Below are 16,731 nucleotides of genomic sequence, written 5' to 3'. Positions count from 1 at the left end.
TATGCCTTTTGTCAATCTGTTGGCAATCAATAATTTAAAATGGTTTTAATCTAATTTTTCTCCTTTTTCTTAATAATTTATTAACGTTAAAGCTATTGCTTTAACTGACTTTTGCAGTGCTAATTAAACACTGTTAAAATGAAAAAAATCTACTTGGCTTTTGCAGCTATGCTCATGACTGCATTGGCATTTTCACAAGGGGTTACCACCTCTTCCATGGGAGGTAAAGTAACCGACACATCAGGAGAGCCTCTTCCAGGGGCAAGTGTGGTGGCCGTGCACCTTCCATCAGGAACAACCTACGGTGCCGCTACGGATTTTGATGGATTCTACCGTATGTCAGGGATGCGTCCCGGTGGTCCATATGAGGTTAAAATATCCTACATTGGTTTCAATGATTTTACCAAGCGGGAAGTCTTTTTGAATCTTGGGCAATCCTTTAGGATCAGCACTGAACTTTCGGAATCAGCGACCGCTTTGGAGGAAGTTGTGCTCATAGGGGATAATAGCGGAACCTTTGACTCCGATAAGACCGGTGCGCAAACCAACGTTACTTTAAGGGACATCAACACGTTGCCCACAGTTTCCCGTTCCATAGCGGATTTTGCCAGGATAACCCCCCAGGCACAAATACGGGAAGGGGATGATGGATTTTCCATCTCCATTGCCGGACAGAACAACAGACTTAATGCCATATATATAGATGGTGCCATTAATAATGATGTATTTGGCTTAGCTGGATCAGGAACCAATGGAGGACAAACCGGTGTAAACCCCATCTCGGTAGATGCAATTGAGTCTTTCCAAATTGCCATAGCCCCATTTGATGTGAGGGTCGGTGGTTTTGCAGGGGGTGCCATTAGTGCCATTACCCGATCAGGAACCAACAAAGTCCAAGGTTCTGCCTATGGTTTCTTAAGAAATCAGAATTTGGCCGGGAAAACACCTCCAGGATTGGTTGGGGATGGTGAGGAAAGGGAAAAGCTCGCCGACTTTACTGCGCTAACCTATGGAGCAAGAATAGGCGGTCCCCTTATCAAAGACAAACTCTTTTATTTTGTCAATTATGAACGGCAAGAGGATGAGACCCCACAACCGTTTCTTTTTAGTAACTATATAGGTCGATCAAGCCAAGAAGACCTGAACAATCTACGGCAATTTGTTTCGGACAGATATGGTTATAATATTGGTGGATTTGACAATAATGCACGAACACTGGACAGTGATAGGTTGACCCTAAAAGTGGATTGGAACATCAACGAGGCAAACAAGCTCAGTGTACGACACAACTACGTAAAGGCTGAAAATTTGGAAGCCCGGGAGACTGAAAACAACTCTATAGGATTTTTAAATGGTTCGGAGCTTTTTACTTCTACCACCAATTCCACATCCATTGAGTTGAATTCAAAAATTGGAAACAAATTTGCGAACAGTTTTGTTTTTGGGTACACCAGGGTAAGGGACGACAGAGATCCCTTAGGAAATCCTTTCCCATCGGTAACCATAAGGGATGGTAGCGGGAATTCTACCATTAACTTTGGAGCTGAGCGCTTTTCCACGGCCAACCTATTGAATCAAGACATTATAACGTTGACCAATAATTTTGAGATTTATCAGGGTGCCCATACCATAACCTTGGGAACCCACAATGAATACAGCAAAATAAAGAACCTCTTTTTTGCCAATAACTTTGGTCGTTACCAATATTTTGACACCTTCATAGATACTGACGGAGATGGTGAAACCGATACCTTGTCCGCTACAGGCTTGGAAAACTTCTTGAACGAGCTGCCTGCCAACAATTATGATCGAGGATATTCGCTATTGACAGGTCCAAATGTTGGTGACGAATCAACCGGTGCATCGGAATTTGAACTGCTCCAATTGGGCTTCTATGTTCAGGATGAGATACAGCTTACGGACAATTTTAAAGCAACCATTGGTGCCCGATTTGATATTCCAATATGGGAAGATGGTGCCGAAAATGAGGATTTCAACACAAGAACAGTTGCATTATTGGAAGCAGCCGGAAAAAATCTACAGGATGCCCGTGTGGGAAGGGGAGTGGATACCAAGGTTATGTTTTCCCCCAGGGTAGGCTTTAACTGGGATGTTAACGGCAATAGAACCACACAAATCAGGGGTGGTTTTGGAATTTTCACTTCACGTCTTCCCTTGGTTTGGCCTGCTGGAACCTACAACAACAATGGGGTTACCGGTGGATCCAGTGATGAAAGGGATTTTGATAGTAGTGCTTTGGTCTTTAACCCGGATGTTAACAGTCAGCCCTCTCATATTACGCCTGGGTCGGGAGAAGTTGGCGGTAATATCGATTTGTTTGCCCCTGGATTTAAATTGCCCCAACGTTTTAGGACCAATATTGCCATCGATCAAAAACTCCCGCTATGGGGGCTTGTAGCAAGTGCGGATTTTATTTGGACGGATAACATCACAGATGTGTTTTATGAAAACCTAAATTTGGGAGGGCCTGTTGGCAACTTGGATGGAGCCGATAGTAGGCCATTCTATAATTTCTTTGACAGGATTGATAGTACCTATGGCGGTATTTATTTGGCTTCCAATACGGGCGGAGGGGACTCGTATAACTTTACTTTTACGTTGAGAAAGCCATTTGAAAACGGATTTGCCGGGCAAGTCTCCTATTCCTATGGTGAAGCAAACGCCATTTTTGAAGGAACCTCTTCCCAAAACAGTTCGCAATGGAGAAACTTGCAAACGGTAAATGGTAAAAATGCCAACCCTCCTATTACCAGATCGGATTTTAACCAAGGACACAGGATCATAGCCAATGTTTCCTATGAATTGAAGTGGAATGATAACATTAAGTCCACTTTGGCCCTTTTCTACTCTGGAGAACAAGCCCCGCCATTCTCTTATATTTATGGCACGCCTTCTTTCCCGGATTTTGTATTGAATGATGATTCCAGGGATAATGCATTGATCTATGTTCCCGCCAATAGAAGTGAGATCAATCTTGTGGATTCCGAGGATTTAACCGCAGATCAGCAATGGACCGCCTTAAATGCATTTATAGAATCCGATGATTACCTAAGAAGCCGGAGAGGGGACTATGTAGAAAGAAATGGGGAACAAGGACCTTGGAGCCATGTGGTTGATTTAAAGTTTTTACAGGATTTTTCCATAAATACGGGCGATACCAAACATACCCTTCAGTTTAGCCTGGACATTTTTAACTTCACCAACCTCATAAATAGTGATTGGGGTGAACGAAGAGTTGTTGGAAACTTCAATGAAGTCAGTCTTATTGATGTCGTGGATGGAGGAAATGCCAACCCTGCATTCAATTTTGATCCAGACATATTGGATCGTATTGAAGAGATTGAAGATGACGGAATTCAATCCTCCAGATGGCAAATGCAAATAGGATTGCGATATATTTTTAACTAAACAAAACAGATAGCCCATTAAATGGGCTACTTGGAAAACCCCGCTTTACGGCGGGGTTTTTTTATTGGTAAAATCATTACATTTAAGTCGTAAATAACATACCATGGAAATCCTAAAAAACCTCCACTCCTATTTAGCCTACATTGTTCTATTGGTTTTGATCGTTGCCGTTGCCAATGCGCTTATCGGTTGGTTTGCCAAAAAGGATTTCCGTTTTGAAAAGGATTTAAGGATAAGTCTTTTTGCCCTGATTTTAAGTCATATACAACTGTTGGTCGGGATAATTCTTTTCTTCGTTTCCACCAGTGGGTTAAAGGCCATCCAAATTTTGGGCATGGGAGGGTTAAATGCACCTGCCCGATTGTTGGCCGTGGAACATCCGTTCGTCAATATCATTGCCCTGGTTTTGATTACCATGGGATGGTCGCGTCATAAGAAAACCGACAATTCCACAGCCAAATTTAAACGAATCGCCATTTTTTACGGGTTGGGATTGGTACTTATTCTTAGTCGAATTCCCTGGGGACAGTGGTTAAATTAATCCTTCTCCACTTCTTTTACCAAAAACAGATAGATTGGGAAATGATCTGCATAACCTCCTTGGTAGGTTGTGCCAACGTACGTCCGAAATGGATAGCCTTGGTACTTTCCCCGTGGGTTCTTCAATGCTTTGGGCGCATGGATTTCCGCTTTCCAAAAGGAATAGTCCCGCGTATCCGAAGTAAGGAAATTGGGTGTCAGTATAAACTGGTCGAACAAATTCCATTTGTCCCTATAGGCCAAGGTCCCCTGCCCTTTTTTAAACAACCTTTCCATGGGATTGAAAAGGCTTAGACTGTCCAATTGTTCTTCTTTTCCCTTTGTCCGTAACACCTTTTTTAGGCTTGCATTTGTGGGATCATCATTTAAATCCCCCATGGAAATGATTTTGGCATTGGGATTTATTTGGTTGAGGGAGTCCATGATACGCTTGTTCAGATGGGCCGCCTTTATCCTATTGGGCCTGCTCCGTAGTTCCCCTCCACTACGGGAGGGCCAGTGGTTCACAATAAAGTGTATTTCCTCATTGTCCAAAAGTCCCGAAACCACCAATTGATCTCGCGTATAATCCCGATGCCCTTCCTCGTCCATCAATACCAACCGAATACTTTTAAAGTCAGTAGGTAAAAAAGAAGCCTTTTTGTACACCAGGGCCACATCTATTCCACGTTCGTCCGGAGAATCAAAATGGATACTACCATAATCCTTATCCCTGAGATTGGCATGACCGATCAAATCCTGGACCACACCTTTATTCTCCACCTCACAAAGTCCAATGATATCCGGAGATGTTCCCGTCACCTTACGCCCTAGCTCCGACAATACCTTGGAGATATTACGGATCTTCCTGTCATATCGTTCTTTTGTCCACCCGTAACGGCCCTCAGGAGTACGTTCATCATCAAAAATCAAGGTGTCGTTGGTGATATCAAAAAGGTTCTCCACATTATAAAAAGCCACGGTCCTAATCTTGTAGGTAACACTTTCCTGACCAAAACATGGGCAACCAATCAAAGCTAATATTAATAGAAAACGAATCATACGTCCTAAAATAAATCAAGTTCTTTGTTTTTTAAGATTTCTTGTATAGTATTGTCCATTTTTTTGTTAAATTGATGCCATACTTAACCTAAATGTATCGAGGTTTCCTCCTCATTACCGTTCTTTTACAAGGCTGGTGGTGCTTCTCCCAAAACACAAGTACCATAACGGGCATACTGATTAATGGACAAACCAACAAACCTATTTCCCGGGCGTCCGTTTACCTGGACAAAGCCATGGAAGAAGCTTCCCTTGATACCACAGGTACTTTTGGTCTGATTACCGATCAAACTGGGGAATTTGTATTGGTTATTGAAGTCCCGGACCTTATTTCAAAACGATTTGTACTTCAACTTGAAGGTTTACCCATAAATCTGGGCACCATTGTTTTGGAACCCGACATTACCCTTGAACAAGTGGATAACCTCATCACGTTAACCGAGAATGACCTTTCCGATGATGAGGGAACCCTCTCCTCTTCCAATGGATTATTACAAGCCACAAGGGATGTTTTTTTGACAAGGGCAGCTTTTGATTTTGGACAGGCATTCTTTCGCGTAAGGGGTTATGATTCCAGGGAAGGCCAGGTCCTGATCAACGGGATGGTCATGAACAAATTTTTTGACGGAAGGCCCCAATGGAACAACTGGGGTGGCCTTAACGACGTGGTACGCAATCAAGAATTCACCAATGGTTTGGGGGCTTCTGCCCTCACTTTTGGGGGGTTTTTGGGCAATACCAATATCAATACACGTCCTTCCGGACTTCGCCCAGGGACCCGATTGTCCACCTCGTATTCCAATAGGACCTATAGCGGAAGGGTGATGGCCACCCACAATTCCGGAAGTAACCCAAATGGCCTTGGGTATGCTTTCTCCGGATCTCGAAGGTGGGCAAAAGAAGGGCATATTCAAGGCACGCGCTACGATGCGTATTCCTTTTTTGGAGCTATGGAATACCAATATAACCCAAAACATACCCTTGTACTGACCACTATTTTGGCCAAAAATCGACGTGGGCGCTCCTCTGCCATTACAGAAGAAGTATTTGAACTGGCGGGCAACCGATATAATCCCTACTGGGGGATTCAAAATGGGAAAATTAGAAACTCCCGGGAACGGGATATCTTCGAACCCCTTGCCATGATCAACCATTTTTATGAATCCAAAAAACTGAGAATCACAACGGGTATTGCTTATCAAACCGGAACCCATGCCAGAAGTAGGCTGGGGTATTTCAATGCGCCAAATCCAAACCCAACCTACTATCGCTATTTGCCCAGTTTTTATGTAAACAATCCTATAGGTGCTGATTTTACCAATGCCGCCATGGCCAGGGAGGGATTTTTTAAAAATCCCCAAATCAATTGGTCCCAACTGTATACGGCCAATACTTCCCCTTCACAACTGGGAAAAGCGGCCTATGTCCTTTACGATGATACCGTAGCAGATTCCAAACTCCTGTTCACCACTATTGGTAACCTTGACATCAACGATAACTTCAGCATCGATTTTGGAGCTTCTTATCGTGATTTGAACTCGGAAAACTATGCGGAAATTTCCGATTTGTTGGGCGCTGAATTTCATGAGGATATAGACACTTTTTCAGATACATTGAATGATATCCAAGGTGATGTAAACAAACATGAAGGTGCTATTTTTAACTATAATTATGCCCTGCAGGTCAACGAATGGAGTGGGTTTGCACAACTCAACTTTAGCAAGGACCAGTGGAGTGGGTTTGCTTCGGGAATGCTCTCCAAAACCGAATACCAAAGAAATGGGCTCTTCCAAAACCAGCGTCATTTGGAAAATTCACTTGGAAAAAGTGAACCCATAAAATTCTCCAACTATGGCATAAAATCAGGGATTTCCCATCAATTAACGGGAAGGCATTGGCTTCAAGCCCATCTTGGATTGTGCAAAAGACCGCCCACGCTACAAAACACATTCATCAACCCAAGGGAAAACAATGAAGTGGTATTGGACATCCAATCCGAAACCGTAACCACGGTGGATATCAATTACCTTCTTCGTCTTCCTGATTTAACGGGAAGGTTGACCTGTTTTTATACCCACTTTCAGAATGCAACGGATATCAATTTCTTTTTTGTGGATGCAGGTGTAGGCTCCGATTTTGTCCAGGAAGTCATTACGGATTTGGACAAACTACATAAGGGCGTGGAACTGGGACTGGAATACCAGGCTTCCCCACAAGTAAAACTTTCTTTGGCGGCCAATTTGGGGGATTACACTTTTGCCAGCAACCCCAACGTCACCATCAATTTTGATACGGCCGGTGCGGAGGAAGATGTGATCGATCCCGAAGGAAGTACCGATCTGGGAAAGGCAGATATCAAAGGTTTAAAATTGGCCCAGGGACCACAGACGGCCGTGGCATTGGGAGTTGAGTATCGAGACCCTGACTATTGGTGGATTGGGGCCACTACAAATTATCTCGCCAACAATTACGCCAATATTTCCACTATCATCCGTACTCCGAGCTTTGTTTTGAACCCGGAAACCGGAATGCCGTTCCCGGAGGCCACACCGGAAAATATAGCCCCCCTTTTGGAACAAAAACCCTTGGACAGTTTTTACCTGTTGAATCTCGTTGGCGGGAAATCATGGTTGGTCGACGGGAAATACATCAGTCTTTTTGTGAGCGTCAACAATGCCTTTGATGAACTCTTCCGCACCGGGGGTTTTGAGCAGAGCAGAAATGGGAACTTTGGGCAGTTGCAACAGGACAACCTTAGAAATGACCCCTCCTTTGCGCCAAGGTACTGGTACGGTTTTGGACGCACCTATTTTGTGAACCTGGCGCTTGGTTTTTAAATCCAAACCATCATGAACAGAACACAGTTCCTTACTTTAGATTTATTGGTCTTCCGAAGTACGAGTTGGAACTCATACTGAAATAATGGCCATATGCATTAATTCTGTTTCTTTACTTATCTTAGGGGTCCAATTCCAAAAAATTCATGAAAAGACTCATCGTGTTCGTGGCCCTTGGCGCTTTTATAGCAAGTTGTGGCGGTAAAAAAGAAGAAAAAAAAGACGGTTTTGAGGTAAGTCGCACCAAAAAAGAGGACAAAAAGGAAGTAGCCAATGAAGGTGTTCCCATAGATTTGAACAATAAAGGGGTAGGTCCCATTACGGAAATGAGCTTCCCGGATGAAATAGATACGGAAATGGCCGCTCGTGGGGAAGCCCAGTTCAATGCCATTTGCGTCGCATGCCATATGGTGGACCAGCGCATGATCGGTCCAGCCCTAAAGGGAGTGTACGACAGGCGAAGTCCGGAATGGGTCATGAACATGATGTTGAACCCGGACGGGATGCTTAAGGAAGACCCCATAGCCAAGGCCTTGTTAAAGGAATACAACAATGCCATTATGCTCAATCAGAACTTGAGCGAGGAAGAAGCACGAGATCTCGCAGAGTACTTGAGAACACTGTAGACAATTAAACGTAATTCTTTGAAATGCTGTTATCCCAAAGCGATGTGGTAATGGCATTTTTTGTTTCGTATGGATTTGGAAGCCAATAAAAAGAACGCCATTGCCTTTTACAGAACGGCCTATTTGGGGGAACCCAAAAAAGCGGTCGCCCTTTACGTAGGTCAAGAGTACATTCAGCACAATCCTGATGTCGCTGACGGTACCCAGGGTTTTATCGACTATTTTGAACGTATGCAAAGGGAGTACCCGAATAAATCCATTGAATTCGTTCGCTGTATCGCGGAAGGGGACCTGGTGGCCCTACATACCCATCAGATATGGCCGGAAGGTGATGCATATGTCACCATGGATTTTCTTCGATTTGATGAAAACGGGAAAATTTGTGAACACTGGGATGCCATTCAACAAATCCCAAAAAAATCTGCTAATCCCAATACCATGTATTGATATGAAAACAATAAGCTGTAACCCATTGGGCGGGACCTATGATACGGAGTTACCCGCCAATGGACCAAACCTGAAAACCATGAAAAAAGAAATCTTGGCAATTGTCCTCTGCACCTTTTTAAGCTCCCTAAACGCCCAGTCCTTAGTGGGTTCATGGGAAGCCATCGGTACTTTTGATGGAAAGGAATTACGCAATGTGGTCATATTTACGGAAGGCCATCAAGTCGCCACTTTCTATGAGACCGAAACCGGTGCCTTTGTAGGTACCAACGGGGGTAGCTGGAGTTTGGATGGAAACCAAATGACGGAAACCATTGAGTTTGATACCAAAACTCCGGAACGGGTGGGAAATACGGTTACTTTTGAAATTGAATGGGACAATGACGAGTTGCGCATAAAGGATGTTGACCTGGTTTGGAAACGTTTGGACAATGGTACTCCCGGCGATTTGGCGGGGGCCTGGTTAATTTCAGGTAGAATGCGAAACGGGGAACTGCAAAAGCGTGACACCAACCGCCCCCGGAAGACCATGAAAATCCTTTCGGGAACCCATTTTCAGTGGATTGCCTACAATACTGAAACCAAAGAATTTATGGGTACTGGAGGCGGAACCTACACTACCGTTGATGGCAAATACACGGAAAATATTGAATTCTTTTCCAGGGACAATACCCGTGTTGGTGCGAGTTTACAGTTCGATTTTGAAATCAAGGATGGGGATTGGCACCACTCTGGATTGAGTAGCAAGGGGCAACCAATTTATGAAATTTGGACCCAACGAACCCCTTAAAACCATCATGAAAACAAGCCTCCTTTTACTGCTTCTTCCTTTTGTTTTTTGGGCTCAAGAGCCAATCGTCCAAAAGGAATCCCTATTTGTTGCCCTCTATACCGTGGGTGAGAATTGGGACACCGAAAAATCCCCAAATGAACAGGCATTTTTTAAGGAGCATTCCGCTTTCCTGAAAAAACTTCGTGATACTAAGGTAATCGTACAAGGGGCACGCTATGGGGATACCGGCATGGTGGTGTTCAAGGCTTTCGGCCAGGAAACTGCCGAATCCCTTATACATTCGGACCTGGCCATACAAAACCGACTTTTTAATGTTAAAATTTATGCCTTTTCCCCTTTCTACAAAGGATGCATAGAATAAATCAGAAAACCATGAAAACATTCCGCAGCATTTTGTTGCTATTTTTACCCCTTAGTTTATACGCCCAAGAAATGGAACTCCCTTATCATCAAATACCCGATTATCCTGCGGATTATTCTTCAGGAAACATCGTTGGGCGGATGATAGATGGTTTGGGATACCGTTACTATTGGGCCACTGAAGGGATTTCCGAAAGTGATTTGGCCTATAGGCCTTCCGAAAAGGGCAGGACCTTCTTGGAAACCTTGCACCATATTTATGGAATGTCCGAGACGCTATTGGAGTCTTCCAAAGGGGAGCCCAGTATCCGCCCAAAAGATTTCACCAAACTTAGTTTTGAACAGTTGCGCGAAGGAACTCTAAAAAACTTGGAAGCCGCAAGCCATCTCATGAAGGGCAAAAATGAAGATGATCTGGCCACCTTAAAGGTTACCTTTCAAAGAAACGACAAGCAAACCAGTTTTCCGTATTGGAACATGCTCAACGGAATGCTTTCGGACTGTATCTACCATACGGGACAGTTGGTCATGATGCGAAGGTCAAATGGTAATCCGCAGCACCCCAAGGTCAATGTTTTTTTGGGAAAGAACAGAGAATAGGTCCCATAAGCCGGGAAAACTGTAACTCTTTTTTGTTTTCCGTGTCTATTAAGAAGTTGGGACTTCTTATCCGGATTTATGGAAATTTCTAAAAAGGGACAATACTACGGCGAAGAAAAAAAGTCTTTGAGCATAGCGGTTTTTTACTTTCCGAATATGATTATTTGGATAAAGGAACGCCTTGGCATTATCATGAAAATCCGTATTTCATGTTTGTGCTAAGCGGGAATATGTTGGATATCAACAAAAAGAAAAGAACGAATTGTCCATAGGGAAGTTTACTATTCCACAATTGGCAAGACCCTCATTTGAATACCCGCGAGTCCCCCCATGCCAGAGGATTTCATATTGAACTTGATAGGAATTGGTATGTTAATAACCAGTTAGACATTTCGTTATGGGAGGGAAGTTCCCTGGTCCAAAACCCAAGACTATATCAAACACTTGCCAAGCTCTATTACGAGTTTAAGGTTCAGGATCCCTATTCCAACCTTGCCATAGAACTGTTATTGCTACAGCTATGTGAGGGTATTGACCATGAACATGCCGCTAAAAGCACTACAGAGCCCCGTTGGATGGACAACTTAAGGGAAATCCTGAATCAAAGTGATGTCCCACGTACACTGACCACACTTTCGAACGAACTCGGGGTACATCCCGTTCACCTCTCCCGAAGCATTCCCAAATATCTTTCCCTGAACCTTGGCGATTTCTTGCGCCAGCAAAAACTAAAAAAGGCCCTTCCCTATCTGTTGGATAAAACGTACTCGTTGACCGAAGTGGCCTATATTTCCGGTTTTGCGGATCAGAGCCATTTTACCAAAACCTTTAAAAAGTACTTCCAGATGACCCCCAAAAAGTATCGGTCAAGCGTATGATCACCATAATTCCGCCTATGACACGGACCGGCAAATGGAACGGGAATCCGCTATTTTGGATAATCCTTTGACCGTTCCACATAACTGCGGATTTACAGTACTTGCTAAATGTCAAACAAACATCTTTTTTAATACCACTTAAAGAAAGCGACCATAATTTTTCCTTTGTAACCTTTTTCCCATTGGGTTTGTCTAAGAGGAAAGGATACACCCCCATGAAAAATATGATTTGTAAAGCTTTGCTGGTGTTATTGGCTATAGTCACCACGTCCAGCGCACAGGAAAAAACCAATCATGCGCAAAAGGGCCACACTTGCCAAAATTCTGAAAAGGTTAATCGTCTTTTTGAAGAATGGAACACCGAAGGTTCCCCAGGAGCATCTGTTGTGGTTGTCCACAATGGGAACATCATCCACTCCAAAGGGTACGGCAGCGCCAATCTGGAGTACGCTGTTCCCAATACTCCTGAAACGGTTTTCCATGTGGCGTCCATCTCCAAACAGTTTACTGCGTTTGCGATTGCCTTATTGGAAAGTCAGGACAGGTTATCCTTAGAAGACGATATACGAAACTACCTGCCGCAGCTACCAGATTTCGGCCATAAGATCACCATTGGCAATCTAATCCATCACACCAGCGGACTAAAAGACCACGGGAATTTATTGTCGTTGGCAGGGTGGCGGCAAGATGATGTCAAAACACAGCAACAAATATTGGGGCTTGTACAAAAACAGGAAACCCTGGATTTTGTGCCAGGGGAAGAATTTGTCTATAGCAATACCAATTACGATTTGTTAGCGCAGATTGTAGAAAAGGTGGGGGGTCAGGGCTTTTCAGAATGGACAAGGGAACATATATTCAAGCCATTGGGCATGGATACCACCTTTTTCAACGACAGCCATGAAAGGGTGATTCAGGATAGAGGTTATTCCTATAAAAAAGATGGGAAAGGCTATAAAAAGGAGGTGCTGAACTATGCCTATTTCGGCTCCACCAGTCTCTATACAACAGTTGGGGATCTTGCTCGTTGGGCCAACAATTTTAAGACCATGGAACTCGGGAACGAACAGATTATGGCCAAAATGCACCAACAAGGGGTACTGAACAATGGTGAAACCATCCCGTATGCGTTCGGACAGCTGATCGAAAGCCATAAAGGGCTGCGAATAGTTTCCCACGGCGGTGCGGACGCCGGCTATCGCACTTACATGGCAAGGATTCCCGATCATGACTTCAGTGTGGCCGTCCTATGCAATCTTGGTTCAATGAACCCCATAAAGCTGGCCGAGCAAATCATTGATATTTATCTGGAAGCATATTTGGAAAAGGAAAACAGTAAGGAAGAAAACAAAAGTACAGACATGGAACAACAGGTTGTGGCAAAGATAGAAACATCCACTTTAAAGAGGTATGAGGGAAGATACGAATTGATGGAAAATATTATCATAACCATTTGGTTGGAAGAAAATGGTTTGAAGGGAAACATTACCGGAAAAAGGGACGTCCATGAGTTTGTTCCCATTTCACAATCGGAATTCCACATCCCGACCCTCGCAGCTACCATAACATTCCCAAGTAATAAAAACGATGGCAATGATGAATTGGTTTTCAAAAAAGGGGCAAGGTCGATTACGGCAAGAAGGGTCGGGAGTTTTGATCCCAATACCGTTGACCTTGAGGAATATGTGGGAACCTATTTTAATGGGGAACTATCCGTTTTTTATACCTTGATGATTCGTGATGGAAAAATCATTGCACAGCAAAAAAGGCTTGACGATATTACATTGGTACTTTCCCACCAGGATTTTTTTGTAGGCGATCAATGGTTTTTCAAAAACGTGGAGATGGTAAGAAATGATGATGATACCGTTTGGGGCTTCAAGGTTTCAGGAAAACGTGCCCGGAACATTCCCTTCAAAAAAATGGATTAAAACAGCAAAACAATGGAAGAAACCATTACAGGTCTGGGTGTGCTCATCATGATAACACTCATCGTATTCATTCTTGCCCGGTACAACTTTCTCATCAAAAAGATGAGGATGGAACGGGGCGATAACAGCGCATTTGCCAGAAACAGTTACAGTTTCATGGACATCGGATGCATCGTGCTGAGCTTTGGTATCGGATTGGGCATCTCTTCCATATTCACAACTTTGGAAATCAGGGAGGATACCATGTATCTTTTGATATATGCCACCATTTTCACGTGTGGGGGCATCGGTTTGATGGTGGCCCATTATATCCGAAAAAAGGTTGGAAAGGGGTAAAGTGCAAACTGATGAGGACATCGTCAGGCAAATTGTCAATGGAGAAACAAAAATGTTCCGGGTATTGGTAGAACGGCACAAGGATGTATCACTGACCTTGGCCTATACCATTCTCAAGGATACCGCGTTGGCGGAGGATGTGCTTCAAGAGGCATTTGTAAAGGCATTCAAAAACCTGAAAAGGTTCAATTTTGAAGCTTCCTTTTCCACGTGGTTCCACCGGATTGTGTTAAATACCAGCTATAATACCCTCAAAAAAACGAAGAATAGAAGAACAGAGCCTTTGGAAAATCGGGCTATCAAGGAGACAGGGAACAGTACAGGGTTCGATATTTTGAGGAGTGAGGAACGAACCAACGCCATTAACCATATATTGGATACGATGAAACCAAACGAGTCCCTGGTATTGAGACTACACTACCTCGCCGAGCGGAAAGTGGGTGAGATTGCAAAAATCACTGCCCTGAGCCCTTCCAACGTAAAAGTAATCCTGCACCGGGCCAGGATTAACTTTCGAAGTGCATTAGATGACCTATTGGGGCCAGAAAAAACAAATTTATTATGAAAGAAAAACGTATTGAAAAATTGATAAGGGAAAGTTCTCTGAAAACGTCCAAAGGTTTTTCGGATGACGTTATGGAAAAAATAAAGCTTGAAACAAGTCGAAAACAGATTCCTTTGTCCCAAATGATTGCGTTGATTGTTGGCATGCTCATTTTTGGATATGTGCTTTTCGTGTTTGGCAGTAAACAAATCAATTTTTCGTTGTTCAGTTTTAATTGTAGGACACCATTCCTATCCGCACAAATTACAATGGCCTTGTTCTTCCTTATTGGCATCTATGGCCTATTCGGGCAAAGGCATCCTATGCATATGGACTAAATCAACTTTTTGGGAGTGAAAAAAAATTATATTCTACAAGGGTTCAATAAACCGATGTAGTTGCTGTAGCGTAAGTGGCCTATATTTCCGGCTTTGCGGATCAGAGCCATTTTACCAAAACCTTTAAAAAGTACTTCCAGATGACCCCCAAAAAGTATGGATCAAGCGTATGATCACCATACCTCCGGCTATGACACGGACCGGCAAATGGCGACTAGGGTACCGTAAAGGTTACCGCATCTGCGGACACTGTATTTAGGTTTGGAAAAATCCTTCTGCCGACATCAGTGTCCTCATAGTCATTGCTGAAAAAGGAGTCACCATAGACCTTCACATAGACATTGGTCCCCGACTGAAATCCAAGTGATATGAGCTCTGCGGCCGATATAGTGAATTGATTGGGATCAATCCTCGCCTCCAGGACCTCGCTAAAGGATGTGAACACCGTGTTGCTCACGGATGCATCGGTATGATAAAACGCTCGAATGTACACCGGATTGCTATTATTGGAGGCAGGAGAAGTGGAAACTTCAATAATTACATTATCCGCGGATACGTTTACGGAAAGGTCGGTTATTTCTGTAGTGGAAACCTGTCCCAATGAAGGGGATTCCGAAATATTGGTGTCCACAGGATTGTTATGTGCCAAATCAAATATCTTGAACGTTCCGTAACCGGTCTTGGTATAAGTGAGGTTGTAAGTTCCAAAGGCAACGTCGTTAATGATAAAGTTCCCCCCGGAATCCGTAATTGCAGACTTTGTAGGAGTTGCGTTTTCAACGGTCACGGTCATACCGGCATTGTCCAAAAGGGAGGTTCCGCTATCATATAGAACTACTGACCCTAGAATGTTGGAAGAGGTTATTGGGTCGGGCGTTGTCCCGTCATCCCCATTACTGCATGACATTGAAATTTGAAAAAGAATTAGTAGGGATAATGGAAAGATTTTTTTCATGGCGTGCTTATTTTCGATACGTAATATCTGGGGAGAACTAAAACGTTTACATTCTTAAATGTAAGAAAAATACTAACGCCATGCTCTTGGACAGAACTTCATTTTCCTTACAAAACGTGTCCACCATGCGGAGTGGCAGCGATTTTACCCTTCGTTTTATAGTAAGTCCGGTTTTAAGAGATCTCAAGCCTATAGCCCACCCCATGTACATTCACGAGATTAACCGAATCGTCATGCTTGAATTTTTTCCTGATCTTGGATATAAAGGTATCTAAGCTTCTGCCCACAAAAACACCGTTGTCCTCCCACACTTCCTTAAGGAGTAATTCCCGTTTTATGATCTGGTTCGGTTTTTCGCTAAATATGGCAATCAATTGACATTCTTTTGAAGTAAGTTCAATGGTGATATTGCCCTTGACCAGTTTATTCTGCTCTTTGTGGAATTCATAGCTCCCAATCTTCCGAAACCTCGGGATTTCAACTTCGGAAGTATTTGATTTCCCCTTCTTCCAATAGAGCAATCCAAATCCCAGGAAACCTATCGCCACCAAAGACATTAAGGAGTAATTCGTATCCAACGGCAAAGCTGATGGTTGCTGTGTAAAAAGTATTTTTATTTTATAATTGTCACTAGGTAAATTCCGACCAATGCACGGGATGATATTCTTTTCAACATCCTTTTTGATTTCGTAGCTATAAGAGACCTCTCCACTATCACGATGGATAACTTCAACAATATAACTATTGGGCAAATTTGAAGCTTCCAAACTTTGGGCCACAATTTTGACCAGACTATCCGGCACAACGGATAGCTTTTTTTGAAAGGACACTTCAAAGCTATTCCCATCCAATTCAACTACGGGCAATACCAGTGAAATGGAATCATTGTTGGACAAGAGCAACCTATTGCCAGAATCCCTAAGCGCAATTTTTACCCGCTCCGAAAAATTGTCGTTTTCGTCGATTCCTATATAACCCAACAAAGCAAAGGAAATTAAAATCGCAAAGGATAGTAGAATTAAACTCTTTCGCTGCTTCATCATGTGGCTATTGTTCAAAAGTCAAGTAAGCAAAAA

General features: G+C 43.3%; 17 protein-coding genes. 14 read left to right on the top strand and 3 right to left on the bottom strand.

Annotated elements, in window-relative coordinates:
* Positions 1-138: 138 nt before the first annotated feature.
* The gene (locus tag L0P88_RS11715; protein ID WP_247134749.1) at positions 139-3,429 is read left to right on the top strand and encodes a carboxypeptidase regulatory-like domain-containing protein; all 3,291 of its coding nucleotides are present in this window, start codon (positions 139-141) and stop codon (positions 3,427-3,429) included.
* A gap of 103 nt (positions 3,430-3,532) precedes the next feature.
* Positions 3,533-3,970 carry a hypothetical protein gene (locus L0P88_RS11710; protein WP_247134748.1) on the top strand — a complete coding sequence of 146 codons (438 nt, stop codon included), beginning with the start codon at positions 3,533-3,535 and terminating at the stop codon, positions 3,968-3,970.
* Here the strand turns inward: L0P88_RS11710 and L0P88_RS11705 are convergent.
* A complete protein-coding gene (locus L0P88_RS11705) occupies positions 3,967-5,010 on the bottom strand; it encodes an endonuclease/exonuclease/phosphatase family protein (RefSeq protein WP_247134747.1) in 1,044 nt (347 codons plus the stop codon). The two genes, L0P88_RS11710 and L0P88_RS11705, sit on opposite strands and share 4 nt — an antisense overlap.
* A 92-nt stretch (positions 5,011-5,102) precedes the next feature.
* On the opposite strand from L0P88_RS11705, the gene L0P88_RS11700 reads away from it, so the two are divergent.
* The 12 genes from L0P88_RS11700 (at position 5,103) to L0P88_RS24135 (ending at position 14,873) form a co-directional block, all read left to right on the top strand.
* Positions 5,103-7,847 (top strand): TonB-dependent receptor, encoded by a 2,745-nt coding sequence (locus L0P88_RS11700; protein WP_247134746.1) that lies wholly within the window; start codon positions 5,103-5,105, stop codon positions 7,845-7,847.
* Positions 7,848-7,993: 146 nt separating this feature from the next.
* Positions 7,994-8,473 (top strand): c-type cytochrome, encoded by a 480-nt coding sequence (locus L0P88_RS11695; protein WP_247134745.1) that lies wholly within the window; start codon positions 7,994-7,996, stop codon positions 8,471-8,473.
* Positions 8,474-8,542: 69 nt separating this feature from the next.
* Positions 8,543-8,920 (top strand): ester cyclase, encoded by a 378-nt coding sequence (locus L0P88_RS11690; RefSeq protein WP_247134744.1) that lies wholly within the window; start codon positions 8,543-8,545, stop codon positions 8,918-8,920.
* 1 nt (position 8,921) lies between these two features.
* Positions 8,922-9,710, top strand: coding sequence for a membrane or secreted protein (locus tag L0P88_RS11685; RefSeq protein ID WP_247134743.1), 789 nt, complete (start codon positions 8,922-8,924; stop codon positions 9,708-9,710).
* Positions 9,711-9,717: 7 nt separating this feature from the next.
* The gene (locus tag L0P88_RS11680) at positions 9,718-10,074 is read left to right on the top strand and encodes a hypothetical protein (protein ID WP_247134742.1); all 357 of its coding nucleotides are present in this window, start codon (positions 9,718-9,720) and stop codon (positions 10,072-10,074) included.
* Positions 10,075-10,085: 11 nt separating this feature from the next.
* On the top strand, positions 10,086-10,673 hold the full coding sequence (locus tag L0P88_RS11675) for a DinB family protein (protein WP_247134741.1): 588 nt from the start codon (positions 10,086-10,088) through the stop codon (positions 10,671-10,673).
* 308 nt (positions 10,674-10,981) lie between these two features.
* Positions 10,982-11,551, top strand: a complete 570-nt coding sequence (locus L0P88_RS11670; protein WP_247134740.1) for a helix-turn-helix transcriptional regulator — start codon at positions 10,982-10,984, stop codon at positions 11,549-11,551.
* A gap of 224 nt (positions 11,552-11,775) precedes the next feature.
* Positions 11,776-13,482: a serine hydrolase domain-containing protein gene (locus tag L0P88_RS11665; protein WP_247134739.1), complete on the top strand. Its 1,707-nt coding sequence runs from the start codon at positions 11,776-11,778 to the stop codon at positions 13,480-13,482.
* Between the two features lie 12 nt (positions 13,483-13,494).
* Positions 13,495-13,818: a hypothetical protein gene (locus L0P88_RS11660; protein ID WP_158776013.1), complete on the top strand. Its 324-nt coding sequence runs from the start codon at positions 13,495-13,497 to the stop codon at positions 13,816-13,818.
* Position 13,819: 1 nt separating this feature from the next.
* Positions 13,820-14,383 carry an RNA polymerase sigma factor gene (locus tag L0P88_RS11655; protein WP_247134738.1) on the top strand — a complete coding sequence of 188 codons (564 nt, stop codon included), beginning with the start codon at positions 13,820-13,822 and terminating at the stop codon, positions 14,381-14,383.
* Positions 14,380-14,700, top strand: coding sequence for a hypothetical protein (locus L0P88_RS11650; protein WP_247134737.1), 321 nt, complete (start codon positions 14,380-14,382; stop codon positions 14,698-14,700). Before L0P88_RS11655 ends, L0P88_RS11650 begins: the two co-directional genes overlap by 4 nt.
* A 74-nt stretch (positions 14,701-14,774) precedes the next feature.
* Positions 14,775-14,873 carry a helix-turn-helix domain-containing protein gene (locus L0P88_RS24135; RefSeq protein ID WP_409557716.1) on the top strand — a complete coding sequence of 33 codons (99 nt, stop codon included), beginning with the start codon at positions 14,775-14,777 and terminating at the stop codon, positions 14,871-14,873.
* Between the two features lie 41 nt (positions 14,874-14,914).
* On the opposite strand, the gene L0P88_RS11645 is transcribed toward L0P88_RS24135, so the two are convergent.
* Both L0P88_RS11645 and L0P88_RS11640 read right to left on the bottom strand, forming a co-directional pair.
* Positions 14,915-15,655, bottom strand: coding sequence for a carboxypeptidase-like regulatory domain-containing protein (locus L0P88_RS11645; protein ID WP_247134736.1), 741 nt, complete (start codon positions 15,653-15,655; stop codon positions 14,915-14,917).
* 173 nt (positions 15,656-15,828) lie between these two features.
* Positions 15,829-16,698 carry a winged helix-turn-helix domain-containing protein gene (locus L0P88_RS11640; protein ID WP_247134735.1) on the bottom strand — a complete coding sequence of 290 codons (870 nt, stop codon included), beginning with the start codon at positions 16,696-16,698 and terminating at the stop codon, positions 15,829-15,831.
* Positions 16,699-16,731: the final 33 nt, after the last annotated feature.

Source organism: Muricauda sp. SCSIO 64092 (assembly GCF_023016285.1).
Classification (GTDB): Bacteria; Bacteroidota; Bacteroidia; order Flavobacteriales; family Flavobacteriaceae; genus Croceivirga.
This window is presented reverse-complemented; position numbering and strand designations above follow the sequence as displayed.

Coding starts and splice junctions, on each gene's coding strand:
- L0P88_RS11715 (WP_247134749.1), top strand. CDS start 139: ATGAAAAAAATCTACTTGGCTTTTGCAGCTATGCTCATGACTGCATTG.
- L0P88_RS11710 (WP_247134748.1), top strand. CDS start 3,533: ATGGAAATCCTAAAAAACCTCCACTCCTATTTAGCCTACATTGTTCTA.
- L0P88_RS11705 (WP_247134747.1), bottom strand. CDS start 5,010: ATGATTCGTTTTCTATTAATATTAGCTTTGATTGGTTGCCCATGTTTT.
- L0P88_RS11700 (WP_247134746.1), top strand. CDS start 5,103: ATGTATCGAGGTTTCCTCCTCATTACCGTTCTTTTACAAGGCTGGTGG.
- L0P88_RS11695 (WP_247134745.1), top strand. CDS start 7,994: ATGAAAAGACTCATCGTGTTCGTGGCCCTTGGCGCTTTTATAGCAAGT.
- L0P88_RS11690 (WP_247134744.1), top strand. CDS start 8,543: ATGGATTTGGAAGCCAATAAAAAGAACGCCATTGCCTTTTACAGAACG.
- L0P88_RS11685 (WP_247134743.1), top strand. CDS start 8,922: ATGAAAACAATAAGCTGTAACCCATTGGGCGGGACCTATGATACGGAG.
- L0P88_RS11680 (WP_247134742.1), top strand. CDS start 9,718: ATGAAAACAAGCCTCCTTTTACTGCTTCTTCCTTTTGTTTTTTGGGCT.
- L0P88_RS11675 (WP_247134741.1), top strand. CDS start 10,086: ATGAAAACATTCCGCAGCATTTTGTTGCTATTTTTACCCCTTAGTTTA.
- L0P88_RS11665 (WP_247134739.1), top strand. CDS start 11,776: ATGATTTGTAAAGCTTTGCTGGTGTTATTGGCTATAGTCACCACGTCC.
- L0P88_RS11660 (WP_158776013.1), top strand. CDS start 13,495: ATGGAAGAAACCATTACAGGTCTGGGTGTGCTCATCATGATAACACTC.
- L0P88_RS11650 (WP_247134737.1), top strand. CDS start 14,380: ATGAAAGAAAAACGTATTGAAAAATTGATAAGGGAAAGTTCTCTGAAA.
- L0P88_RS11645 (WP_247134736.1), bottom strand. CDS start 15,655: ATGAAAAAAATCTTTCCATTATCCCTACTAATTCTTTTTCAAATTTCA.
- L0P88_RS11640 (WP_247134735.1), bottom strand. CDS start 16,698: ATGATGAAGCAGCGAAAGAGTTTAATTCTACTATCCTTTGCGATTTTA.